This window comes from Pedobacter psychrotolerans, from assembly GCF_004340665.1.
Lineage (GTDB): Bacteria > Bacteroidota > Bacteroidia > Sphingobacteriales > Sphingobacteriaceae > Pedobacter > Pedobacter psychrotolerans.
Window position 1 is genome coordinate 505,471 of sequence record NZ_SLWO01000001.1, and the last position, 23,755, is coordinate 529,225.

Below are 23,755 nucleotides of genomic sequence, written 5' to 3' on the forward strand. Positions count from 1 at the left end.
CGCTTACGCCACATTTTACTACTTTGATAATTTTTTGATCTATTAGATTGTTAATGTCAAAATGTATTTCCTTCAGCATTTAAATAAATAATATAGTTAGCATAAATATAATGAGCCATAATCACGATCAAGAAGATAGTTGCTGCAGTACCAAAGCCCATTCTAAACCTCAACATAAACATTCGCATGAAGATGGAGATGACCACGATCATGGTGGCGATCCATCTGCATTTAGAACATATTTACCTGCGTTGGTTACATTAGCCATGTTGTTGATTGGAATTGTTTTCGACCATATTTTGAAAGTTGATGCCTTTACTATTATCCGGCCTTACTGGTATGTTGTTGCTTATCTACCGGTAGGTATTCCTGTATTGAAGGAGGTTTGGGAAACTTTTAAAGCGGGAGATTTCTTTACTGAATTTTCTTTAATGTCTATCGCAACCATTGGCGCATTTGCCATAGGTGAGTACCCTGAAGGTGTAACGGTGATGCTTTTTTATACTTTCGGTGAGTTATTTCAGATGGCTGCGGTAAATCGGGCAAAAAGAAATATTTCCGCATTATTAGACGTGCGTGCTGATGTAGCCCATGTATTACGCAACGGACAGTATGAAAGTGTTAATCCGGAAAAGGTAATCATTGGCGAAACCATACAAATCAAAGTAGGCGAAAAAATTCCTTTAGATGGCGAAATGCAATCAGAGAAGAGTAGTTTTAATACCGCCGCATTAACAGGAGAAAGCAGTCCGAGGACTATTAATAAAGGAGAAAGTGTACTGGCAGGTATGCTTAACTTAGATCAGGTGATCGAAATTAAGGTGACAAAAATCTTTGCTGACAGTGCACTATCTCGGATTTTAGAAATGGTTCAGAATGCTACAACCAGAAAGGCAAAAACAGAATTGTTTATTCGCAAGTTTGCAAAAGTATATACACCAATTGTGTTTTTTTTAGCGCTTGCTTTGGTGCTTGTTCCAATTTTAATTTTAGGAAATGAGTATCATTTTCAAACCTGGTTATATCGTGCGTTGGTATTTCTGGTAATCTCTTGTCCTTGTGCATTGGTTATTTCTATTCCGCTAGGTTACTTTGGTGGTATAGGTGCGGCTTCTGCTCATGGAATTCTTTTTAAAGGCTCTAACTTTTTAGATTTAATTACAAAATTAAATACGGTAGTGATGGATAAAACGGGAACGCTAACTAAAGGCGTTTTCAATGTTCAAAAGATAGAAAGCAATATTGGCGAAGATGAATTTATAAGTCTTTTAGCTGCATTAGAAGCGAAATCTACGCATCCAATTGCCAGGGCGATAGTTCAATACGCAGGAGATCACATCATTTATCAGGCAGAAAACGTAGAGGAAATTTCTGGAATGGGCCTGAAAGGAGTGGTAAATGGCCAGGAAATCTTAGCAGGGAACACTAAACTCTTGACAAAATTTAATATCGATTTTAATCCAGAAATTAACAACCTGGTTGAAAGTATCGTGGTTTTAGCTATTGATGGAAAATATGCTGGCTATGTTTTAATTGCCGATGAAATTAAGGAAGATGCAGCTGATGCGATTACTCAACTTCATCATAATGGCATTAGTCAGGTGGTAATGTTAAGTGGTGACAAGACCAGTATTGTAAAGAAGGTAGCTACGAGTTTAAACATCAGCTCTTACTTTGGAGATTTATTACCTGAAGATAAGGTTTCCAGATTAGAAGAAATTAAAGAGGATAAAAATAATGTGGTTGCTTTTGTTGGTGATGGTATTAATGATACTCCAGTTTTAGCCATCAGCGATATCGGGATTGCGATGGGTGCCATGGGGAGTGATGCTGCAATTGAAACCGCTGATGTGGTGATACAAACTGATCAGCCTTCAAAAATTGTAACTGCCATTAAAATTGGCAAGGCAACCAGAAAGGTAGTGATACAAAATATTACGTTGGCTTTTGCTGTGAAAGCATTGGTTCTAATTTTAGGCGCTGGTGGAATTGCAACCATGTGGGAAGCTGTTTTTGCTGACGTTGGTGTAGCTTTACTGGCAATTTTGAATGCAGTTAGAATTCAGAAAATGAAGTTTTAACTTTACTATAAATCTTAGTATATTTGGTTATGAATAAGCCAGTTCCTTATCCAGATTTACATGATGAGCCTGTTAGGGAATTTAATGATATTGATGCGTCATTAACTTATAGCTATGCGAATTATTTAAACTGGCTTTTTCAAGATCGGGTAGAGCTTATTAAGGGTAAAGTTTTTAAGATGAGCCCGGCACCATCCAGGATGCATCAGGAAATTTCCAGGAACATTTTTAATCCAATAGCGAACTTTCTTAAAAATCAATTGTGTAAAGTTTATTCTGCACCCTTCGATGTCCGTTTTCCAAAAGAAAGTAAAGAGGATAAAAATGTATTTACGGTACTTCAGCCAGATATTTGTGTGGTTTGCGATAAAAGTAAATTAGATGATCGGGGCTGTATTGGTGCACCAGATGTAGTTATCGAAATCCTTTCTCCGGGCAATACTAAAATGGAGCTATTACATAAGTATCAGGTTTATCAAGAGTTTGGTGTCAAAGAATATTGGGTAGTGAGTCAAAGCGATCAAAGTATTTTAATTTACACCTTAAATGAGTTTGGTAAATATCAACCTTCAAAATATTAACCTTAAGTGAAAAAGTAACTTCTTCTGTTTTAATAGGTTTTGAATTGGCGCTAGACGATGTGTTTCAGGACTTGGATTAGATGACTGAAAATTAATTAAAGTAAGAAAATTGCCTATACTTTGCTTTTGTTTTTTTTATACTATAAATCTTAGTATATTTGGTTATGAATAAGCCAGTTCCTTATCCAGATTTACATGATGAACCTGTAAGGGAATTTAATGATATTGATGCGTCATTAACTTACAGTTATGCGAATTATTTAAACTGGCTTTTTCAAGATCGGGTAGAGCTTATTAAAGGTAAAATCTTTAAGATGAGCCCTGCACCATCACGCATACATCAAAAAATTTCGATTAGAATTTCTTATTCATTAGCCCATTTTTTAAAAGGTAAAACTTGTGAGGTTTATAACGCACCTTTCGATGTCCGTTTCCCTAAAGAAAGTAAACAGGATAAGGATGTATTCACGGTATTACAGCCCGATATCTGTATCATATGCGATCAAAATAAATTAGATGATCGGGGCTGCATTGGCGCACCAGATTTAGTTATCGAAATTCTTTCCCCAGGGAATACTAAAGTGGAGCTGTTACATAAATATCAGATTTATCAAGAGTTTGGTGTGAAAGAATATTGGGTGGTGAGCCAAAGCGATCAAAGTATTTTAATTTATACCTTAAATGAGTTTGGTAAATTTCAACCTTCAAAAATATTTACCTTAAGTGAAAAAGTAACTTCATCAGTTTTACCAGGTTTTGAATTGGCACTAGATGATGTTTTTCAGGATCTGGATTAAAGCTTATGGGATTGACAATTAAGTATATTGTTCCTTAAACTCTTCTACTGCCTCTTTTAAAGTCTTTCCATCATTCTCTTTAAACCTAGCCATAAAGGTTCGATTGTTTTTCCAACTTTCCCCGAAATGTGATTGGAAATAACGCCGTACATTTTGTGTGTTTTTAAAATCTTTGGTGATTATTGTTTGATCACTCAGAGGTTCAGAATGCCAATTAAATTTACTCATCAACAAATTTGGAAAAAATTATTTTGATTTGGTTAGGTTTTGGCTTTAGCAAGACAATTTCATCCATCTGAATGAAGCCTATAAATATTTCTTTTAATAAGAGAAATACTTTTTAAGAGGGGATATTGCTATACACTAAATTTTCAAAATTTATCTTTCTGCTTTAGTCTTTTAGCTTTGCGCTTAATTAGCTATTTTTGGGCTTTTATATTAATTTTTCATGAGCATTTCCACTAAGTACAATCCTGCAGAAACAGAAGATAAATGGTATAGCTACTGGCTATCAAAGAAGTTTTTCCATTCAGAGCCTGATGAGCGCGAGCCTTATACCATCGTCATCCCGCCGCCAAATGTAACTGGAGTATTGCACATGGGGCATATGTTGAACAATACGATTCAAGATGTTTTGATTCGTAAAGCACGTATGCAGGGTAAAAATGCCTGTTGGGTTCCGGGTACTGATCATGCATCTATTGCTACTGAAGCTAAAGTTGTGGCCATGTTAAAGGAGCAGGGCATTGATAAAAAAGACCTTTCCCGCGAGGAGTTTTTGAAATACGCATGGGAATGGAAAGAAAAATACGGCGGAATTATTCTAGAGCAATTGAAGAAATTGGGCGCAAGCTGCGATTGGGATCGTACACGTTTTACGATGGAAGAGGACCTCTCTGCAGCTGTTATCGATTCATTTATTCATCTATATAAGAAAGGTTGGATTTATCGTGGCATCCGTATGGTAAACTGGGATCCTGCTGGTAAAACGGCTGTATCTGATGAAGAAGTAATCCGTAAGGAAGTAAATCAAAAATTATATTACATACGCTATACCATTGTTGGCGATAAGGCTGCGGACTCCGGACTTCAGACTCCGGACTATCTTGTTGTTGCAACTACTCGTCCAGAAACGATTATGGCTGATGCAGCGATCTGTATTAATCCAAATGATGAGCGTTTTACCCATTTAAAAGGAAAAAAAGTTTTTGTTCCGCTGGTTAATCATGAAATTCCAGTAATTGAGGATGAATATGTTGATATAGAATTTGGTACCGGTTGTTTAAAAGTTACGCCAGCGCATGATTTAAATGATTATGAATTGGGCGTAAAACACAATTTACCTGTTACTGATATCTTAAATGATGATGGAACTTTAAACGAACTGGCCGTAATCTTAGTGGGTGAAGACAGGTTCGTGGCCCGTAAAAAGATCGCTAAATTGTTGGATGAGGCGGGTCATTTAGAAAAAGTAGAAGATTATAAATCTCAGGTAGGTTTCTCTGAACGGACAGATGCTGCTATCGAACCTAAACTTTCGATGCAGTGGTTTGTAAAGATGAAAGAGATGGCACAGCCAGCTTTGGATGATGTTTTGAACGGTGAGGTTAACCTCATTCCGAATAAATTTGAAAACACCTATCGCCATTGGATGGAAAACGTTCGCGATTGGAACATTTCCCGTCAGCTTTGGTGGGGGCAACAAATTCCAGCTTGGTATGATGATAAAGGAAACTGGGTAGTTGCCAAAACAAAGGACGAAGCATTAGAAGAATTCTGGAATAAAAAGCATTTGGATGATCATGGTGCAGAAGCCGATAAAGCTGGCTTTAAACATCAGCTTGAGCCTTTTATCAAACAGGATGAAGATGTAATGGATACCTGGTTCTCTTCCTGGTTGTGGCCGATTTCCGTATTCGACGGATTTAAAAATCCTGATAATAAAGATATTAACTACTATTATCCAACCAATGATTTGGTAACGGCACCAGAGATTTTATTCTTTTGGGTGGCTCGTATGATCATGGCCGGACATGAGTTTATGGGTAAAAAACCATTTACAAATGTGTATTTAACAGGTATTGTTCGAGATAAATTAGGTCGTAAAATGTCTAAATCATTAGGTAACTCACCTGATCCGATTGGACTGATTGAAAAATATGGTGCTGATGCTGTTCGTGTGGGTATGTTAATGTCATCGCCTGCAGGTAACGACTTGATGTTTGATGAAAGCTACTGTGAACAAGGGCGTAATTTTGCCTCAAAAATTTGGAATGCCTTCCGTCTGGTTAAAGGTTGGGAAGTTGATGAAAACTTAGAAAACCCAAATACACAAGCGATTTCATGGTTTGAAAATCGTTTCAATGAAGCTTTGGTTGAGATTGAGGCTAATTTTAAACAATATCGTTTATCGGAAGCTTTAATGATTACCTACAAACTGGTTTGGGATGATTTCTGCGCCTGGTATTTAGAAATGGTTAAGCCGGCTTATCAGCAACCAATTGATGCAGAAAGTTATAGGGCTACCGTTGCTTTTTTTGAACAGATTATTAAGTTATTGCATCCGAATATGCCTTTTTTAACGGAAGAATTATGGCATGATGATTTGTTTGCTGAACGTGGAGAAATGGATTGTTGTATCGTTGCCGAGTTTCCAAAAGCTGGCGCGATAGATGAAAAATTATTGAAAGATGCTGAAGTGATAAAAACGGTGGTTGCAGAAATCAGAAATGTACGGAATCAAAAACAAATATCTCCAAAGGAAGCATTGCCACTTAGTTTAAAAGTGAATTCTGATATCGATTACGAAAAATGGCTGAACATTGTTTTCAAATTGGCTAATGTTTCTGAAGCTGAAATTGTTAATGATAAAATTGCCGGTGCAACTGCATTTATGGCTGGAAAGGATGAGTTTTTTATTCCGCTTTCTGAAAATATTGATGTAGAAGCAGAACGCACCCGTTTAAGTGCCGATCTGGTTTATTTGCAAGGCTTCTTGAAATCTGTTGATGCGAAGTTGAGTAACGAACGTTTTGTGCAAAATGCAAAACCAGAAATTATCAGTAACGAGCGCAATAAAAAAGCAGATGCTGAGGCAAAAATCAAGATCATTGAAGAAAGCCTGGTGATGCTAGGATAAATTATTAAATAAACCTATGAAGTTTTAAAAACCTGATAGGTTTGAATGGCCCTTTAGAATTCATTTTCTAAAGGGCTTTTTAATTATTAAAATGCTGGACTAAATTCTGCTACTCGATTAATTTAGAACGGCTACTTTTTTCAGTTTCTAAAATGTTACCAACCAGTTTACAATCTCTCCGGTAAAAACCTTATTTTAGAGTAATTAAAAGGCTTTAGCTTTTTCTAACCAAATCAGATGTCAGGAGCTGCAATTATATGTTGTTTTGCGAAAAGACTAACCAATATAACGAAGAATGAGCTTAAAAAATTTAACCATCCTATTTTTTCTTACGCCTTTATTATTTAGTTTTCAATCGGCTAATCAAACATTCATTCCACTTGGTATTGTAGCACCAATAGAAAAAGATAGTTTAATATCTGCGTCTGGATTTAAATTATTTGGAGAATCTGTTGGGCGAATGATCTCTCCATCATTATCTGAAGAGAAAATTAAACAAAACCTAAAGCTGATTGAAAATGCTAAATCTCAGCTCTACATGTGTAATGTTATGTTTCCTGGTCAGATGAAAATAGCTGGTCCAGATGTTCAAGAGCAGGTTGTGTTAAACTATGCTGATCGTTTGTTTTCCAGGGCGAAGCTGGCTAAAATTAAGGTAATCGTTTTAGGAAGTGGGGCAGCCCGCAGGTTGCCCGATCATTACGATATTAATAAGGCAACCGCAGACTTTGTTTCTTTAAGTAAAAAAATTGCAGCAATCGCTAAAAAATACAATGTTAAAATAGCGCTTGAAAACCTGCAAAGCAAAGAAACCAATTTTCTAACCAGTGTAAAATCTGCAGCAGATGTTGTAAGACGTGTAAATCATCCAAATTTCAAACTCAATGCTGATATTTTCCATATGCGGCGGGAGGGAGAATTGCCTCAAAGTATTATTGATGCCAAAGATTTACTGATCCATTGTGAAATTGCAGAAGATAAAGAAAGAACCCTGCCTGGTATTATGGGTGATGATTTTAGACCTTATTTGCAGGCTTTAAGAACGGCAAAATATAAAGGGCCCATATTTGTTGAGGCCGGAAGTAACTATTCGCCAGCACAAATGGCATTTTGCCATCAGTATTTAACCAAACAAATTGAAGAAGTTTATACTAAATAAGAACATACATCAGCTATTCATTATAACGTTATATGGAAAATTCCAGAAGAAAATTTATCAAGCAATCTGCCATATTTGCTGCGGCAACCTATGCGGGTACTATGGGCATGAGTGCTAAAAGTTACGGACGAATTATCGGTGCCAATGACCGGGTTCGTGTAGGTGTGGTAGGTTTTTCAGATCGCTTTAAAGACACCTTGCTGCCTTGTTTCCTAAACAATAACAAAGAATTAAACTTCGATATTGTCGGGCTTTCTGATTTATGGAATTATAGAAGAGATTTAGGGGTAGCACATTTAAACGCAAAGTTTGGGCATGAGATTAAAGCCTGCCGAAATAATGATGAGCTATATGCCATGAAAGATCTGGATGCGGTAATTATAAGTACTGCCGATTTTCAGCATGCCCTACATACCATTGAAGCTGTAAAGGCCAATTGTGATGCATACGTTGAAAAGCCTTTTGCTGAAACTATGGATGATGCAAAAGCAGCACTTAAGGCTGTAAAAGCAACTGATCGTATTGTTCAAATAGGTTCTCAACGCAGGAGTGGAGAAAATTATGCCAATGCGGCAAAGTATATTCAGGATGGGAAGTTTGGCCCTATCACGGCAGTGGATCTCGTTTGGAATGTAAACCAACCCGGAAGATGGCGCAGACCAGATTTAGTGGCAAAGCTTAAGGCAGAAGATACCGATTGGAAAAGATTTTTATTGAATCGTCCTTCTGAGGCTTTTGATCCAAGGAAATATTTAGAATACAGGTTATTTTGGCCATATTCGTCAGGAATGCCGGGTCAATGGATGTCACATCAGATTGATACAGTTCACTGGTTTACCAATCTAAAACATCCGCGAAGTGTAGTGGCAAATGGTGGCATTTACACCTGGAAGGATGGCCGCAGAAACTGGGACGCTATGGTGGCAGTTTTTGATTATGGTCAGCCCAATTCCGAAGATGGTTTTCAGGTTACTTTTACATCAAGAATGCAAAATAGCGTTGGCGATGTGGGTGAAGTTTACTATTCAAATGGAGGGGAGTTAAATCTGATGACCAATAAAGTTTCCCCTAAAGGTGGATTAAGACAGCAGGAAGCCGCAGCAATGGGAATGAAGGCTAATTTGTTAACTGAATTTGATTTGTCTAAAACGGAAATTAAAGCGGCAACGGGAGCCAATATGGGTGGAGATGGTTTAACATCCGGACATATGCGAAACTGGATGGAATGTGTTCGGAGTCGCAAAACACCAAATGCACCTGTGGAGGCCGGCTATTCTCATTCTATCGCCAACATCATGACGAATGCTGCAGTCCGAACAGGAGCAAAATCTGTTTTTGATGAAGGCAGACAAGAGGTAATCGCCAACGGAAAAGTATTTAAATATTAATTTCAAGCATTTTGTTATTGCTTCATTCCTTGCAATGACAACAAAATAAGAACCATGTTAAAAATCAAAAAGTACAGCATTTTAGCCCTTTCCTTAATCAGTTTATCAGCAGTTGCACAAAAATCAAAACCCTTATTTGATGGGAAGACATTAACGGGATGGAAAGCAGTTGCCGGAGCAGCACCTTATAAAGTTGAGAATGGAATGATTATAGGTACAATGACCAAGGATACCCCCAATTCTTTTTTGATCACAGAAAAGGAATACGGAGATTTTGTTCTGGAACTGGATGTTAAATTAGAAGGCGATAATACAAATTCTGGGATCCAAACACGGAGCCATATTAAACCTGAAGGAAATAGGGGAAAAGGTTTGGTTTATGGTCGGCAAGTAGAAATAGATCCTACAGCTCGTGCGTGGACTGGCGGTATTTATGATGAAGCCCGAAGACTTTGGCTTTATCCTTTAGAATTGAATCCCACAGCCAAATCATTGTATAAAAAGAACGAATTTAACCATTACAGAATCGAATGCATTGGTAATGAACTTAAAACATGGGTAAATGGAAAGCCAGTTTCTGATGTGATTGATACATTGGATCAGTCAGGTTTTATTGGCCTGCAGGTGCATAGTATTGGCAATAATTTGGAAAATGATGGAAAGAAGGTTTATTTTAAAAATATTAACATTCAAACTGAAGGGATAAAGCCGAAAGCATTTCCAAAGGGGATTTATACGGTTAATTTAACGCCAAACAGTTTATCGGCTTATGAAAAATCAGAAGGATATCAGTTGCTTTTTGATGGCAAAACAAACAGTGGTTGGATTGGTGCATATAAAAATGATTTCCCTGCAAAAGGCTGGAAAATTGCTGATGGTGTGATCAGTGTTGAGCCTTCCGGTGGTTCAGAATCTACTAATGGTGGTGATATTGTATCTAAGGCGGAGTTTTCAGCATTTGACCTTTCGTTTGAATTTAAGCTTACGCCCGGTGCCAATAGTGGCGTAAAGTATTTTGTAACGCTAAGCGAGAATAATAAGGGTTCTGCCATTGGTTTGGAATATCAGGTTTTAGATGACGAATTACACCCTGATGCGAAATTAGGGAGAGATGGTAACAGGACTTTAGCTTCTTTATATGATTTAATTACAGCGAAAAAAGAGGCTCGTTATCTTCGCCCGATTGGAAGCTGGAATAATGCCCGAGTGGTTGTTTACCCAAATAATAAGGTAGAGCATTATTTGAATGGCGTAAAAGTTTTGGAATATGTGCGTGGATCAGCGGAATTTAAAAAGCTAGTGGCCATTAGTAAATATAAAGACTGGAAAAATTTTGGAGAGGCACCAAAAGGTCACATTCTGATTCAGGATCATGGAAATAAGGTTGATTTCAGAACCATCAAAATTAAAACTTTATAATGCATCGCAGATCTTTTTTAAAAAAGTCGGTATTGGTTGGGTCAGGGGTTCTGGGTTCGGAAAAAGTATTGGCCAATCTGACACTTAATCGGGAGAAAATTATTAACGTGGCAATGATCGGCTGTGGCGACCGTGGTAAAGGTGTGCTGTCTGTTATTCAATCGATGCCCTTAAAATTTAACATTGTAGCCTATTGTGATGTACTGGATTTTCGTTTGGAAGAAACTAAAAAATATGTGCCATCATCTGCAAAGGCCATTAATGATTACAAGCAAATTTTAGATCATCAAAAGATAGAAGCTGTTTTTATCGCCACGCCGTTAAGCGAACACTTTAAAATTGCTAAAGATGCAGTATTGGCCGGAAAGCATGTTTATGTCGAAAAAACCATGACATATAATATCATTCAGGCATTGGAACTGCGAAATTTGGTGTTGAAATATCCTAAACAGGTTTATCAGGTGGGTTATCAATACCGGTATTCGCCATTATATTTCAAGGTGAAGGATATGATCCAAAGTGGGTATTTGGGCAAGGTTTCGCAGGTTGATTGCCGCTGGGATAGAAACGGAAACTGGCGGAGAAAAGTGAACGACCCCAAATTGGAGCGTCAGATTAACTGGCGCATGTACAAAGAATATTCTGGTGGATTAGCTGCTGAACTGCTTTCACATCAAATCGATTTTATTAACTGGGCCTTCGAAACCCAGCCCGATGAAATTACCGGAACCGGAGGAATTGATGTTTTTAAAGATGGAAGGGAAACTTATGATAATATCCAGGCCATGCTTCGTTACCGTCAGGCCGGAATGATCGGGAATTTTGGGGCAACTTGTGGTAATGCACATGATGGTTATCTTTTTAAAATTAAAGGCACAAAAGGTTCAGTTTCTTTGCTTACTAATACTGGCATTTTTTACCCTGAGCAAGAAACAAAAAAGGAACTTGGAATTGTAGATGGCGTTACCGGGGCATCAAAAATTGTAGTCAATACCGATGGGGGAATTCCTATTTTAGATAAACCAACCATGGACGGCACCCATTATGCTTTGGAAGAATTTTATGAGTCGATTATTTCTGGTAAACTTCCGGCATCAAATGTAAATACCGGTACCCAGGCTTCGATTTGTGTGGCGATGTGTAATGAGGCGATTTATTCTGGTAATAAACAGTTTTGGAAAAAGGAATATGCTATTTAATGGGTTTTTATCGTTAAATCGTCTTCCTGAACTTGATTCAGGACCTTATCAAGGTAGGTGCTGAAATAAATTTACTTCGTAGCTTTCCGCTTCGCTACAGGTCAGCATGACGATTCGGTTAGCGGATCGTCACGAAAATCCGTCATTGCTGAAGCAATCTTTATCGAAGAATCTACAAAATAGATTGCTTCCCCGAAAGGTCGGGGCAAGCTGTCGCGCCTCCTAGCAATGACGATAATATTCGATGGTTCGTCCTCCTGAACTTGTTTCAGGATCTTATCAAGGTAGGTGCTGAACTAAATTTACTTCGTAGCTTTCCGCTTCGCTACAGGTCAGCATGACGATTCGTTTAGTGCATCCTCAAAAAATCCGTCATTGCGAAGCTGATTCTTCATCTGCTGAAGCAATCTTTATCGAAGAATCTACAAAATATAATGCTTCTTCATACCTCCTGGTAATGACGATACTGCTAATGTATAGCTTTAAATCAAATTACAAATCCTGGTAATCAGGCATTTCAGGCGTGAAAATAAAACTTCCTTTTTTCAGATCCATTTTGGCGAAAACATGTTGTAAACCATTTGTCAGAACTATCCATTTGGCCTGATGAATGGAATTATAACGCGATGCTTGTTCAAAAACCGCTTGGGTAATTTTTACTTTAGGGGCTTTACATTCAATAAGCATCACTTTTTCTCCGGCAGTATTGTACACCAGAATATCGCTCCGTTTTTGCAATTGATTTAAAACCAAACCTCCTTCAATTTGAATCAATGTTTTTGGGAATTTCTTTTCTAGAATTAATTGCTGTATGAAATGTTGACGAACCCATTCTTCGGGAGTTAAAACCAAATGCTTTTTTCTCAATTCATCAAAAATGAAAACCACATCATCTTTTCTGGTAATTTTAAAAGGATAGGGCGGAAGGTTAAGCGGAGTAGGGTTAAACATTCTATCAGTTGGCGGTTTTCAAATGAATGTTTCTGGTTAACAACCTAACACGAAACATTCAAACTATTATTAGCACCTTCAAAGGTAATATTGTTTATAAACTTTTACTTAAATCCTAAAAGCTAAATTGTAATTTTACCGCTAATGACTGCTGCCGAAATTATCAAAGATTTAAAAGCCCGAAAATTTAAACCTGTGTATTTATTACATGGAGAAGAATCCTATTATATCGATCAGATTACCGAATACATTGAGGATAAGCTTTTAAATGACGCTGAAAAGGGATTTAACCAGACTGTTTTGTATGGTAAAGATACCGATATGGCTACCGTTTTAGGCGCTGCAAAACGATATCCAATGATGTCAGATTTTCAGGTTGTCATTGTAAAAGAGGCGCAGGACTTAAAATGGGGTAAAGAAGATGCAAGCAGTAAAGAGGCCGAATTTGTACTCAATTATTTCGAAAAACCTCTGCCCAGCACAATCCTGGTACTGGCATTTAAATATGCTAATTTTGATAAGCGGAAGAAAATTTATAAAGCGATAAATAAATCTGGTTTAATTTTTCAGTCAGATTTAGTTCGTGATTATAAGCTGATTCCTTGGATAGAAGAATTTATAAAGGAAAAAGGATATAAAATCGATCAGCAGGCTTCAGCATTAATGGCAGAATATTTAGGTACTGATTTATCTAAAATTGCCAATGAAATTGAAAAACTGATGCTTAATGTTCCTAAAGAGGTCACCATTAATACTGATTTGGTTCAGAAAAATATCGGAATCAGTAAAGAATATAACGTTTTTGAATTGCAGAAAGCACTGGCCATTCGAGACGTCTTGAAATGCAATAAAATCATTAATTATTTTGCCAGTAACCCGAAAGCCAATCCAACGGTAATGGTTTTAGCAAATTTGGGTGGCTATTTTACTAAGTTGCTTAAATACCATTACATCCCCAATAAGGCTGATGCGGCTTCTGCGCTAGGCGTTCCTCCGTTTTTTGTAAAGGATTATGAAGTAGCAGCCAGAAACTATAATACGGCGAAAGTTTTTCAGGTGATTAGTTTGCTAAGGGCTTATGATTTAAAAAGTAAGGGCCTTGATAGTTCTGGAAATGTAAGCGATGGCGAATTATTAAAGGAACTGGTTTTTAAAATCATTCATTAATTCACGTTACGGTTGAACGTAAAGGAAGTCATCAGATAAATACCTGCACAGGGCTATTCTTCATCCGATGACTTAAAAATTATCCGATTCGTTTCCGACAACTATCGCATTTTATTCAGATGTGGTTTGCTTTTACAATGATGAACACACGTTACCCGATAAGGTTGCACCTGCTCCGTTTGAAGCCGTTACTGTAGCCTTTACACTAGAAGCATTAAGAATAGTCAGGCTATATGGAGGAGTAAAAGCGTTGACTCCATTACCCGAAGTATTTCCGGTAACTGATGTGAAAAGGTTGTTTCTCACCTGCACCGCAGTGGCCGTATTGTCCATCAGATCAATCGGAGTCTTTACGTTTTCAAAAACGTTTGATTCCACTAAAAGATTTGATTCAAAACCAGCCTGCACACAGCTTTTACTAACGGTGCTGTTAAATAAATTGTTAACAATGTGCACTTTGCCAAATCTCACGCGAGGCATTCTGGATACACAACCCTGCGCCCACCAGCAGCGTACAAAGGTAATCCGTAAATGCCCCCTATCTGCGGTTGCGCCATCGCTGGATCCGATCAGATTAGAAAAACGGTGATCATCTGAACCGCCTGAACCGCCCGTTTTTGGTGGTTTGAGATAGGAAAATTTACAGTAAGATACGGTGATGTAATCTGAAATGTTTTTGATGTCGAAGTTACCATCTACGCCATCCCTGAATTCACAGTGATCAACCCAAATGTTGTTACAGGCATCAACCGTGACATTGTCCTGTCCATCTACATCATAAGCACCAGGGCCTTCGAAAATAATATTTCTGATGATGATATTGTTGCACCTTTTAATATACATGATCCCGGAATTGTCTTTGGTTTGGTCGGCTGATATAAGTTTAGCGCCTGATGAACCAAAAATTGTTTTTCCGGTTTGATCCTGGAAAGAAATCCGTCCTCCCGAAGGGATGGTGATGGTTCCATTTACCTGAATCACTTTAACACTGGTATTTTGAATGGCCGATTTCAGGGCTGTGTAGTTGGTGACCACTGTTGCGGTTACTTCTCCACCGCCAGTTGTCCCTCCATTTTGAGATGACCAACCTTTTGATGGACAAACAGCTTCAGTGGCCGCAATTGTGGAGTTAGCCGTTTCGCCATTAAGATCAGCACTTTCAGATTGATTTGTTTTCTTGCACGCAGGCATAGAAAATGCCATGGCCATAGCCACAAGGCATAGTAATAAATACTTGTTTTTCATTTTGAATTAAAATTTGGTTAGAATTGAAAAGAGTGTGAGCGCGATGTTTCTCTGGCTGTCGGATAATATGATGCAGGATGTATTTTTTAAATTACAAATAATGACTATGCCTGTGTCTTATTCCAGTAGAAATATTTGTGCAATCGTTCACGGGATCGATTGCAATCATTATTAAAAAATTAAATGAGGTAGATTGATCGCTGCTACTTATCTATTTTGACCAAAATTTTATGTTGCCAAATTGGACTTCAATTGCCTTTTGGGGGATAATTGAATATTGAAAAACAAATATATTTTTTGATCGGTACATCCTTTTTAAATCAGCATGTACCGAATGTAGAAAAAACTAAAGTTCTACGAGGGTCATTTCCATGATGCGGTTGCCCATAGTAATCCGCTGTTGATAAAGCTGCCTGGTGATTTGGTCGATTTGATAGACGCTTTTTCCATCTGCGCTGCCAATCTCATCTGAAGCTTCTACAATCCATACCTTTCTTTCTCCTGATTTTTTGGTCTGGTATTTCCCTTCGCTTACGCTTAATATATGTGCCTTAATGACACCAGTTTTTCCTTTTGGATTGTAATCAAAAATATTGAGGTCAGCTTTGAAACCAGTTTTCAATGGCAACCAGTTTATAAGCATTGGGTAGAAATTACTGTCGAAATAACCAGGTGCAGCTTGTTGAGCTATTTCTGTCTTTTTACCACTGATTTTCTCTTGGTAGAAACCTTTAATTTCTGCTCCGAAGTGAAGTGACATATCCCGTTGCGCATTATAAGAAGCATGGTAAATTGGTGAAAGATCTGCCTTTTTAACAATAGTTGAATCAATCCATGGAGATGATTTCATTTTAACTGTTGTAATCACCTGTATTTTATCATTTAACACGTCCACCTTTGTATCTACGAAACCAATGGTAAACTTGCTGGTGTCTCTAAGCATGGTCCATTCCATCTGGTAGTTTTGGTTGTGAATCCATTTTTTATCCACTAAATTTTTTTTCGGGGTGATTAACTCCTGACTCCAGCTGATGAGTGGGAGGGTGGCATACAATAATAGGATTAGGTAGCTTTTTTTCATAACATCTTTTTTAAGGTTATCTTTTAGATGGAGTATGGAAAAAGTTGTTACAGGTTTAAATAGGTATAGGTAGATCTGATTAGGAAGTTCTTCCTTATGATCAATTATTTAAGGCAGTCTTTAAATTTCCTTCCTATTGGCAATTGCTTTTCATCTGCCAGGAAAACAAATTGAGAATTGTGAGATTTCACTTGTTTAACATGAACGATATATGATTTGTGAATTCTGACAAAGCCCAGTTTTTCATTTTTCTCAATAAAATCTGACAGGCGCTGTAAAACCATGTACTGTTTAAACCGTGTGATGATTTTCAGGTATTCTCCAAATCCCTCAATCCATAAGATATCTTTTAATGGCAGTTTATTCACCATGTAATCTGATTTAAATACCAGAAAATCATTCTCCTGGTCCAACCCTGTGAATTTCAGGTAATCTGCAGCCTTTTGAACAGCCTTTACAAAACGTTCAGGAAATACGGGTTTCACCAGATAATCAATTACATCCAGTTCATAAGCTTTAGCGGCATGGGTAGGATCGGCAGTGATAAAAATACAAAGTTTTCCGCTTGGCACCAGTTCTACCATTTCCGTACCTGATATTCCAGGCATTTCAATATCCAGAATCAGCAATTCCACCTCATCCATTCGCTCGTAAATAACAGCTTCTGTAGGGTCTTGAAAGCAAGCTAAAAGGTCTATTTCTTCAATTGTATCACAATACTTTCGAATGAGATCCAGGGCTGGGGCTTCATCATCAACATAGATTGCCTTTATTGGTTTCATATGCTTATGATCAATTTAGATGAATAAGAGGTTTCATTCTGGTCCGTTTTCATTTCATATTTTTCTCCATACTCCCGATCTAATATCATTTTCAATACTTTAAGTCCTGCACCACGATAGTTTGAGGCATCATCTGTTAGCTTTTTTTCGGATATGGAATTCGAGATTGTAAATTCCGCCGCAGATGGTGTAAAAGATAGTGTTGTGGAAACCTGTGCCTTTTCATCTCTGCCCAATGCCGAATACTTTACTGCATTTTCAAAAAGTGTCAGGTAAATTGTGGGTGGAATTTCAACAATAGCAGTGAGTTCGCTGGATTCAAAATTCATCACAATATTTAATTTCCGGTTACTTTTTAATTGATAAAGCTTGCTTAGTGCTGCAATCATTTGCAATTCACGTTCAATAGGAATGGTTTTCTTTTCAATTTCATAGGTGGTGTACTGCATTAAAAGACTCAGCTGTTTAATCAAATCTGCTGAACTTCCATCTGTAGCATAACTATGAGAATAAATATTGTTGAGTGTATTGAAAAGGAAATGCGGATTGATTTTAGATTTTAGCAGTTCCATATCGGCCTCTTTTTTTCGCAGGCTTAATGCCGATAATTCACGCTCAGCAATAAGTTTGTATTTGGAAATACCCTGCATAGAAGGAACCAGAATAATAATGGCTTGCATTAGATAGACCATGAACAGGTATTTGCCATCGGTGGATTTAAATGCACTAAAAAGTTCTGGTTCAACCAGTATCCTGATCAGGCTGGAGATTACAAATAATGATGCGGTGTACCGAACATACTCGCCATATCTGGCCTTCTGATAAAATTCTGGAACCAGCTTTTTAAAACACAGGAGGTACACCGGAATGTTAAGGGCCAGCATAAACAGCATGGCTAATGCCGCCTCAGTAATATTAAAAAAACTCACATAAATGTAACTGCTAACACCAAGAAATGCCATCCAGAAGAGCAAATGCTGAACAGTGATTACACCGGGCCATTTACCATTTAATAAAAAATCCATCACTTTTTTATCAAATGAAAGGCGAAGAATCAGTATCAGGAAGACAAGATTGATCAAAAGGATCATGGTATTTGGTTTTGTTTCTGTAGTTCGTTTATAATTTACGTCGTTTATTGATATAAATGTTTTTCAGCACTACTTATACCCATCTTTAATTTTCAGTGATGTCTTTTTCATATCTGAATTAACCAAATATAAACATAGGATTTACTATTTCAATTAATAGGCAAGAATCAATGATGGCTGATCAATCTATTTTCTTAAATAAAAAAAATGCGCTAATTCGTATTTTGCCGTTTATGGTTATTCTTTGCATCTGCAATGCATTTTTCTATCGTGCATCTGCACAAGACAAAAAGCAGAATAAGCCTCTTGTTGCTTATTTGAATGATGATAAGACCCATTTCATAAAATTTTCTGGCTACGCACAATTATGGGCGAGGTACACGGAGCTAAATCCTGGGAGTAAAGTAAATGAGAGTCTCCGTAAAAGTACAGCAGATTTGTCTTTAAGAAGGTTAAGGATGAAAATGACGGTTAACCTGATTGATCATTTTACTTTAATTTTTCAGGGCGGTACCACCAACCTTACTTATCTGGATGATAGTGAAAGTTCTTTCGATCTGCTCGATGCTTTCGGGGAATATAAATTTAGCGAGAAATTGAGCATCGGTGCAGGCCGTTCCAATTGGAAAGGACTTACCCGGTTTGCTTCCGGCCCTACATCAACATTGCTTTATGATGTTCCATTTCTGGATTTGGGTAATGTAAACCGCACAGATCTGACCTTGCGAAACCTGAATATCTTTGCAAAAGGTCAGTTAGGTAGGTTAGATTATCGCATCATTCTGGCGAAGCCTTATATATCTGCCCCTACAAAACCGATACAGCAAATTTCTGGATTTAATAATTTAAGCGTAAAGCCAAATCTATCTGCTTACGTTAAATGGCAATTTTTTGAGCAGGAAAGTAATGCTGGTTCAACCGCTGTGGGAAGTTATTTAGGAAAGAAAAAGGTACTTGCCATGGGGATCGGAGCTGAATTTCAAAAAGATTTAATGTGGCACATGGCCGGAGCGGATACGGTACTGAATGATATGAAGCTTTATAGTGCAGATGTATTTTATGATACGCCGATCAATGTACAAAAGGGAACCTCATTAAATATTTACGCTGCCGTTTTTCACCATGATTATGGCCCCGGCTATGTGCGTAATTTAGGAATCAATAATATGGCAAACGGGCTTGATGCCAGTACAGCTTCCTTTAATGGATCAGGAAATGCCTATCCGGTGGTGGGAACCGGAAACAGTTTCATTTTTCAGACTGGTTTTTCACTCCCTTATTTTAATCAGCAGAAAAAGAAAACCAGGTTAATGCCTGCCATTGGTATTCAGTATTCTAAATTTGAACGGTTAGCCGATCCTATGTTTACCTATGACCTCGGTTTGAGTCTTTTACTTCGTGATCATGCATCAAAATTTGTATTTAATGCACAAAGCAGACCCATTTATACCCTTCAGGGAAGTGAACTCAAAGTTTCTGATAGGAAAATGATGTTCGTTCTGATGTACCATATCAATATAGATTAATAAAACAGCGTAATATGTTAGTTAACAAAAATCCTCAACCAGCAGATCAGCAAACCAGGCTTCCCAGAAGCCTTTGGAAGCGAATTTTCTCTAACCTTACCTTCTGGGTGCTTATTGCCATTATTGCCGGTGTGATACTGGGTAGTTATGCACCGGCAACAGCTGTTAAGATGGAAATTATCGGTAAAACGTTTATCGATATCATTAAGCTTTTTATCGCACCCATTATATTTTTAACCATAGTGCTGGGCATTAGTGGGATGGGCGATTTAAAGAAGGTGGGTAGAATCGGACTCAAATCGCTGATTTATTTTGAAGTGGTGTCTACCATTTCGTTAGCGATTGGTATCCTGATGGCGATCTTAATTAGGCCTGGTAATATTGATAAATCCCATCTACAAATCCAGAATGCCTCTAAGTATACTTCAGCGCCAGCTAAGGGCTTTGACTGGATCAATTTTTTCATGAGCAACCTCACCATTCAGGTTTTAGTGGTTGCCATCATTGTTGGTATTATTTTAAACTATTCCAAACACCGTGAAAAAGCGGTGAGTGGTTTGAGTTATGCCTCTAAAATTGTTTTCATGGGGTTAAAATATGTGATGTACCTCGCACCATTGGGTGCCTTTGGCGGAATGGCTTACACCATCGGGAAATTCGGTCTACACACGCTTGTTCCTTTGGCAAAATTGATGGGTACGGTATACTTAACAATGGGGCTTTTTATTTTTCTAGTTCTTGGTGGGATTATGAAATACTATAAAATGAGCATCTGGAAGTTTATTAAGTACATTAAAGAAGAGCTTTTACTTGTTCTCGGAACTTCCTCTTCAGAATCTGCACTGCCATCCATCATGCTGAAACTGGAAAAAATGGGTTGTAGTAAATCTGTTGTCGGATTGGTTATTCCAACTGGTTATTCTTTCAACCTCGACGGAACGTCCATCTATCTTTCTATGTCCGTTATTTTTCTGGCCCAATTGTATGGCGTTCAGCTTTCCGTGTGGGAAATGCTAAGCATCATCGGCATTTTAATGGTGACTTCAAAAGGGGCTGCGGGTGTTACCGGAAGTGGTTTTATTGTGCTGGCTTCCACATTGGCTGCCATTCATAAAATTCCGATTGAGGGTCTTGCCTTTTTGCTTGGCGTAGATAAGTTTATGAGTGAGGCACGTGCCTTAACCAATATTATCGGTAACGGTGTAGCCACCATCGTGATTTCGAAAAGTGAAAATGAGTTTCATCCTCGTGTAGAAGAAGATGAAACCCCGATACGATCAGAAAATAAACTGGCGAAACAAGAATTTGTGTACTAAATCCAATCAAATGAATACTTCAGAAACATTCAAAGAATTAAGGTTCAGCGTTTATGGCAAACAGGTGCATTATCAGTTAAGTGCAGAAAAACTGATCAGTCAAACGCTTGAGCGTGGGCAGGGTAGTTTGAGCGATAGCGGTGCACTTTGTGTAGATACTGGAACCTTTACAGGCCGTTCTCCAAAAGATAAGTTTACCGTAATTGACGATACCACAAGGGATACCATAGATTGGGGCGATGTAAACAGACCTATTTCTCAGGCGCACTTTCATGGGTTATATAGTAAAATGCGAACTTATCTGGCGGATAGAGAGGTTTGGGTAAGGGATGCTTATGCGTGTGCCGACCCGAGATATGCTTTAAGTATTAGAGTGGTAAATGAAACGCCTTGGGCAAATCTATTTTGCTACAATTTGTTTTTAAGGCCCGAACAACAGCATATGATAGCTGATGAAATCGACTGGCTGATTTTGCAGGCTCCTGGTTTTGAAGCCAATCCTGAACAAGATGGTACACGTTCAAAAAACTTTACGGTGGTGAACTTTACCAGTAAAATCATCCTGATTGGTGGAACGGCTTATACCGGAGAGATGAAAAAAGGAATCTTCAGTGTGTTAAATTATATTTTGCCTGAAGAAAAAGGTGTGCTCAGCATGCATTGTTCTGCAAATGAAGGGATAGAAGGTGATGTTTCACTGTTTTTTGGCTTATCAGGAACAGGTAAAACAACATTGAGCGCTGATGCCAATCGTGCACTAATTGGCGATGATGAACATGGCTGGTCTGATGAAGGAATATTTAATTTCGAAGGCGGCTGTTATGCAAAAGCCATTGATCTTAATCCTGAAAAAGAACCTGAAATATTTGGTGCCATTAAACCCGGTGCGCTTTTAGAAAACCTGGTGGTAAATCCTTCCAGCGGAGTAATTGATTTTTCTGATACCACAAAAACAGAAAATACTAGACTGGCCTATCCCATTGATTTTATTCATAATGCCAAAAAGGGATCATCAGGGGGAATGCCAAAGAATATTTTCTTCCTCACCTGCGATGCCTTTGGTATTTTACCTCCTATTAGCAAGCTGGATAAGGGGCAGGCCATGTATCATTTTATATCCGGATATACCGCAAAGGTGGCTGGTACCGAAATGGGTATTTCTGCACCACAATCTACTTTTTCGGCCTGTTTTGGAAGGGTTTTTCTTCCGCTTCATCCGCTTAAATATGCTGAACTGCTGGGGAGCAAACTGGATGAACACCCTGATATTAATGTTTGGCTGGTGAATACCGGGTGGATTGGGGGTGCCTATGGAACGGGAAACCGGATTAGCCTGAAATACACCAGGGCACTTATTGCTGCCGCCATGAAGGGAGATTTACAGCATGTTCCATATGAAAATCATCAGGTGTTCAAATTTGCAGTACCTCAGGATTGTCCGGGTGTGCCAGCAGAAATCCTTAACCCGAGAAATCTTTGGGAGGATGTGAAGGAATATGACCGGAAAGCAATTGACTTAGCACTCTTATTTGAGCATCATTTTTCTAGCTATGCAGAATTGGCCAGTACGGTAATTAAGGATGCTGCTCCATCATTTGTGTAGAAATATTATTATATTGAAGATCAATCGAATATAATTTGAGGCTGATAGAGAAAACAGATCTGATTATTGATAAGCTGAACAAAACCCTCAGCTTACAAATATTTGCGGCCATTATATTGGGCGCCCTGGCTGGTGTTTGCTTTCCAAGTTTTGCCATCAGGCTGCAATGGGTGGGGAGTTTATTTGTTTCGGTGATTGAGCCCTTTGTGCCACCTGTTATATTTCTAAGCATCGTGAGTGTGTTCGGAAGTTTGGAAAACCTTAAACTGGCCGGAAGGATTACCGCAAAAGCTATTTTTTATTTTGCAGTGGTAAGCACACTGGCCATTATTTTTGGGATTTGCAGTGCACTGATTATTCACCCAGGAAAGATAGACCGGAGTTTAGTAGAATCTATTGAACCGGCGAGGGTAATTTCTACTCATTATGAGGGCTGGCTCAAATTTGTGATGCAAAATGGCATGCTGCTGTTATTTGTTCTGGCTGTTGCCATCGGTATTTTAATCAACCGTTTATCAAATCGAGATCGGGTGGTTAAAGTTTTTGAACAGCTGAAATCTATAGTGCTTCGGATATTAAGGTATCTTTTTCTGCTGGCACCAATCGTTACCTTTAGCGGCATTGCCTATACGGTAGGGCGTTTTGGTTTAGATACCCTGGTGCCCATTGGTAAAATGCTGGCCGGAACCTACATTACGATGTTTTTGTTCATTGCTGTGATTTTGGGATCTTTATTGGCAGGTTTAAAGGTTAATCTTTATACGTTTTTAGGTTCTATCAAAAATGAATTGCTTTATGCCTTAGGAACATCATCTTCCAGTTCTGTTATTCCTTTACTTCTCGAAAAACTGGAAAAAATAGGCTTGAAAAGACCGGTGGTGAGGTTAGTTACCGTTACCGGAAACTCACTTAATTTGAATGGAACCTGTATTTACCTCGGGATGTCGGTCATTTTTCTCGCACAGCTTTACAATGTAAGTTTTTCAGTCTCTGAACTTGCCGGCATTGTTGTCATTATTTTACTCACCTCTAAAGGGGCATCGGGGATTCCTGGAACAGGGTTTTTAGCTTTGGTGACTACGGTAAGTAGCATACATAAAATTCCGGTTGAAGGTTTAGCCGTTTTACTGAGCATTGATCGTTTTATGAGCGAAGCCAGGGCCATTACCAATACTGTTGGACATGCCATTGCAGCGCTTGTCATTTCAAAAAGCGAATCTTAACGCGCTC

General features: G+C 38.2%; 19 protein-coding genes. 13 read left to right on the forward strand and 6 right to left on the reverse strand.

Annotation, left to right across the window (positions count from 1 at the left end):
* Positions 1 to 110 precede the first annotated feature (110 nt).
* The 3 genes from EV200_RS02200 to EV200_RS02210 all read left to right on the forward strand — a co-directional run bounded on the left by EV200_RS02200 (position 111) and on the right by EV200_RS02210 (position 3,459).
* The gene (locus EV200_RS02200) at positions 111 to 2,081 is read left to right on the forward strand and encodes a heavy metal translocating P-type ATPase (protein ID WP_132529173.1); all 1,971 of its coding nucleotides are present in this window, start codon (positions 111 to 113) and stop codon (positions 2,079 to 2,081) included.
* A gap of 29 nt (positions 2,082 to 2,110) precedes the next feature.
* Positions 2,111 to 2,662 carry a Uma2 family endonuclease gene (locus EV200_RS02205; RefSeq protein ID WP_229676700.1) on the forward strand — a complete coding sequence of 184 codons (552 nt, stop codon included), beginning with the start codon at positions 2,111 to 2,113 and terminating at the stop codon, positions 2,660 to 2,662.
* Positions 2,663 to 2,826: 164 nt separating this feature from the next.
* The gene (locus EV200_RS02210) at positions 2,827 to 3,459 is read left to right on the forward strand and encodes a Uma2 family endonuclease (protein ID WP_132529174.1); all 633 of its coding nucleotides are present in this window, start codon (positions 2,827 to 2,829) and stop codon (positions 3,457 to 3,459) included.
* A gap of 18 nt (positions 3,460 to 3,477) precedes the next feature.
* Here EV200_RS02210 and EV200_RS02215 read toward each other — a convergent pair whose 3' ends face one another.
* Positions 3,478 to 3,687 (reverse strand): DUF6434 domain-containing protein, encoded by a 210-nt coding sequence (locus EV200_RS02215; protein WP_132529175.1) that lies wholly within the window; start codon positions 3,685 to 3,687, stop codon positions 3,478 to 3,480.
* Between the two features lie 220 nt (positions 3,688 to 3,907).
* Here EV200_RS02215 and EV200_RS02220 point away from each other — a divergent pair, with 220 nt between their 5' ends.
* The 5 genes from EV200_RS02220 (at position 3,908) to EV200_RS02240 (ending at position 11,763) form a co-directional block, all read left to right on the forward strand.
* Entirely contained in the window at positions 3,908 to 6,598 is a 2,691-nt protein-coding gene (locus tag EV200_RS02220) for a valine--tRNA ligase (RefSeq protein WP_132529176.1), read from the forward strand.
* Between the two features lie 295 nt (positions 6,599 to 6,893).
* On the forward strand, positions 6,894 to 7,757 hold the full coding sequence (locus EV200_RS02225; protein WP_132529177.1) for a sugar phosphate isomerase/epimerase family protein: 864 nt from the start codon (positions 6,894 to 6,896) through the stop codon (positions 7,755 to 7,757).
* A 32-nt stretch (positions 7,758 to 7,789) separates the two neighbouring features.
* Entirely contained in the window at positions 7,790 to 9,145 is a 1,356-nt protein-coding gene (locus tag EV200_RS02230) for a Gfo/Idh/MocA family protein (RefSeq protein WP_132529178.1), read from the forward strand.
* Positions 9,146 to 9,199: 54 nt separating this feature from the next.
* Positions 9,200 to 10,564: a 3-keto-disaccharide hydrolase gene (locus tag EV200_RS02235; protein WP_132529179.1), complete on the forward strand. Its 1,365-nt coding sequence runs from the start codon at positions 9,200 to 9,202 to the stop codon at positions 10,562 to 10,564.
* The gene (locus tag EV200_RS02240) at positions 10,564 to 11,763 is read left to right on the forward strand and encodes a Gfo/Idh/MocA family protein (protein WP_132529180.1); all 1,200 of its coding nucleotides are present in this window, start codon (positions 10,564 to 10,566) and stop codon (positions 11,761 to 11,763) included. The genes EV200_RS02235 and EV200_RS02240 overlap by 1 nt, the downstream gene beginning before the upstream one ends.
* Before the next feature lie 492 nt (positions 11,764 to 12,255).
* Here the strand turns inward: EV200_RS02240 and EV200_RS02245 are convergent, their stop codons facing one another.
* Positions 12,256 to 12,714 carry a type I restriction enzyme HsdR N-terminal domain-containing protein gene (locus EV200_RS02245; RefSeq protein ID WP_132529181.1) on the reverse strand — a complete coding sequence of 153 codons (459 nt, stop codon included), beginning with the start codon at positions 12,712 to 12,714 and terminating at the stop codon, positions 12,256 to 12,258.
* Between the two features lie 144 nt (positions 12,715 to 12,858).
* On the opposite strand from EV200_RS02245, the gene holA reads away from it, so the two are divergent.
* Positions 12,859 to 13,881, forward strand: a complete 1,023-nt coding sequence (gene holA / locus EV200_RS02250; protein ID WP_132529182.1) for a DNA polymerase III subunit delta — start codon at positions 12,859 to 12,861, stop codon at positions 13,879 to 13,881.
* Between the two features lie 132 nt (positions 13,882 to 14,013).
* Here the strand turns inward: holA and EV200_RS02255 are convergent, their stop codons facing one another.
* The 4 genes from EV200_RS02255 to EV200_RS02270 all read right to left on the reverse strand — a co-directional run bounded on the left by EV200_RS02255 (position 14,014) and on the right by EV200_RS02270 (position 18,014).
* Positions 14,014 to 15,126 (reverse strand): pectate lyase family protein, encoded by a 1,113-nt coding sequence (locus EV200_RS02255; RefSeq protein WP_208864488.1) that lies wholly within the window; start codon positions 15,124 to 15,126, stop codon positions 14,014 to 14,016.
* Positions 15,127 to 15,472: 346 nt separating this feature from the next.
* The gene (locus EV200_RS02260; protein ID WP_132529183.1) at positions 15,473 to 16,207 is read right to left on the reverse strand and encodes a DUF3108 domain-containing protein; all 735 of its coding nucleotides are present in this window, start codon (positions 16,205 to 16,207) and stop codon (positions 15,473 to 15,475) included.
* A 104-nt stretch (positions 16,208 to 16,311) separates the two neighbouring features.
* Complete coding sequence (locus tag EV200_RS02265; RefSeq protein ID WP_132529184.1) at positions 16,312 to 16,989, reverse strand: LytR/AlgR family response regulator transcription factor; 678 nt, start codon at positions 16,987 to 16,989, stop codon at positions 16,312 to 16,314.
* The gene (locus tag EV200_RS02270; RefSeq protein ID WP_188754085.1) at positions 16,986 to 18,014 is read right to left on the reverse strand and encodes a sensor histidine kinase; all 1,029 of its coding nucleotides are present in this window, start codon (positions 18,012 to 18,014) and stop codon (positions 16,986 to 16,988) included. The genes EV200_RS02265 and EV200_RS02270 overlap by 4 nt, the downstream gene beginning before the upstream one ends.
* Before the next feature lie 236 nt (positions 18,015 to 18,250).
* Here EV200_RS02270 and EV200_RS02275 point away from each other — a divergent pair, with 236 nt between their 5' ends.
* Genes EV200_RS02275 through EV200_RS02290 form a run of 4 tightly spaced genes read left to right on the forward strand, consistent with a single transcriptional unit; the run spans position 18,251 to position 23,748 of the window.
* On the forward strand, positions 18,251 to 19,606 hold the full coding sequence (locus EV200_RS02275) for a hypothetical protein (RefSeq protein WP_132529186.1): 1,356 nt from the start codon (positions 18,251 to 18,253) through the stop codon (positions 19,604 to 19,606).
* A 14-nt stretch (positions 19,607 to 19,620) separates the two neighbouring features.
* On the forward strand, positions 19,621 to 20,922 hold the full coding sequence (locus EV200_RS02280) for a cation:dicarboxylate symporter family transporter (protein ID WP_132529187.1): 1,302 nt from the start codon (positions 19,621 to 19,623) through the stop codon (positions 20,920 to 20,922).
* 10 nt (positions 20,923 to 20,932) lie between these two features.
* Complete coding sequence (pckA, locus tag EV200_RS02285; protein ID WP_132529188.1) at positions 20,933 to 22,525, forward strand: phosphoenolpyruvate carboxykinase (ATP); 1,593 nt, start codon at positions 20,933 to 20,935, stop codon at positions 22,523 to 22,525.
* Positions 22,526 to 22,560: 35 nt separating this feature from the next.
* On the forward strand, positions 22,561 to 23,748 hold the full coding sequence (locus tag EV200_RS02290; RefSeq protein WP_165877839.1) for a cation:dicarboxylate symporter family transporter: 1,188 nt from the start codon (positions 22,561 to 22,563) through the stop codon (positions 23,746 to 23,748).
* Positions 23,749 to 23,755 lie beyond the last annotated feature (7 nt).